The organism is Paracoccus sp. SY, assembly GCF_002901215.1.
Taxonomy (GTDB): Bacteria; Pseudomonadota; Alphaproteobacteria; order Rhodobacterales; family Rhodobacteraceae; genus Paracoccus; species Paracoccus acridae.
Window position 1 is genome coordinate 1 of record NZ_NWMQ01000162.1, and the last position, 817, is coordinate 817.

Annotated in this window: 2 protein-coding genes; one reads left to right on the plus strand and one right to left on the minus strand. The window is 59.0% G+C overall.

Annotation, left to right across the window (positions count from 1 at the left end):
* Window positions 1-146 precede the first annotated feature (146 nt).
* Window positions 147-317 carry a hypothetical protein gene (locus CK944_RS23535; RefSeq protein WP_158248141.1) on the plus strand — a complete coding sequence of 57 codons (171 nt, stop codon included), beginning with the start codon at window positions 147-149 and terminating at the stop codon, window positions 315-317.
* A 110-nt stretch (window positions 318-427) separates the two neighbouring features.
* On the opposite strand, the gene CK944_RS23540 is transcribed toward CK944_RS23535, so the two are convergent.
* Window positions 428-817: hypothetical protein (locus CK944_RS23540; protein ID WP_158248142.1), on the minus strand; the 390-nt coding region annotated here is incomplete at its 5' end.

The window sequence follows — 817 nt, forward strand, 5'->3', positions numbered from 1 at the left end:
CACTGCTGAAGCGGTTTGTGGGCTGGTGATCAGAAGCTCTCTGCCGAGTGAGAGTTAGTCACTCGCCAAGCCGTCCACTGAAAAAGACTGATTAATCCACAACCAAAGGTTATGGTAGAGATGATGTTTTCATCTTCAGGTTCCTCATGTTCGGCTCTGAACCAACCGTGGCCTTCCGTCCCGCCGTTTCTTTGGATGATTGGAGGTTGATCCTCTTGGCGATCCGTCCCTATTCGCACAATGCCGAGTATCGCGAGCTTCTGGCTCGTTTGGAGCGTCAGGCGAAAGCCAGCGGGATCGCGTTGATGGGCCAATAACTATCTTTGACCGTTCCGTTCAAGGTTCTGTCTCTCAGGGCCGCAGCAGCGGATAGTAAGCCATGATTGTGTCTCGGCATCCAGGCTGCAGCATCGCTCCAACCGTCCTCTTACAGGCCGTTAAAGGCAAGCCTTTCGCCAGCCGCCATGGCTGAAGCCTGCACGCGCGGTGCTTCAAGCCCGACCATGTGGTCCGGACGCTGATCCGGAATGTCGGGTGCCGTCTCACCCGGTCGCGCGCTTTCAACCCACGCCACATTGAGATGATCCTCGACAATGGCCACGGCGTTGATGCTCGTCCCCGCCGAGCCCGTCGTCGTGAGGCCCTCGATCGGGCGGCCGCCGTTCTCCTCCCGGAGAGCCTCAATCATCCTGCGCATCAGATCGATCGGGTTCGCTCCCGTGTTGGCAGGCCAGACGAACTGGCAACCCACGCTGCGCAGGTCCGCTTCGGCGACAACGAACAGCGCCTCCTGTCCGTCAACGAGCACCAGCCGATC

Coding starts and splice junctions, on each gene's coding strand:
- CK944_RS23535 (WP_158248141.1), top strand. CDS start 147: ATGTTCGGCTCTGAACCAACCGTGGCCTTCCGTCCCGCCGTTTCTTTG.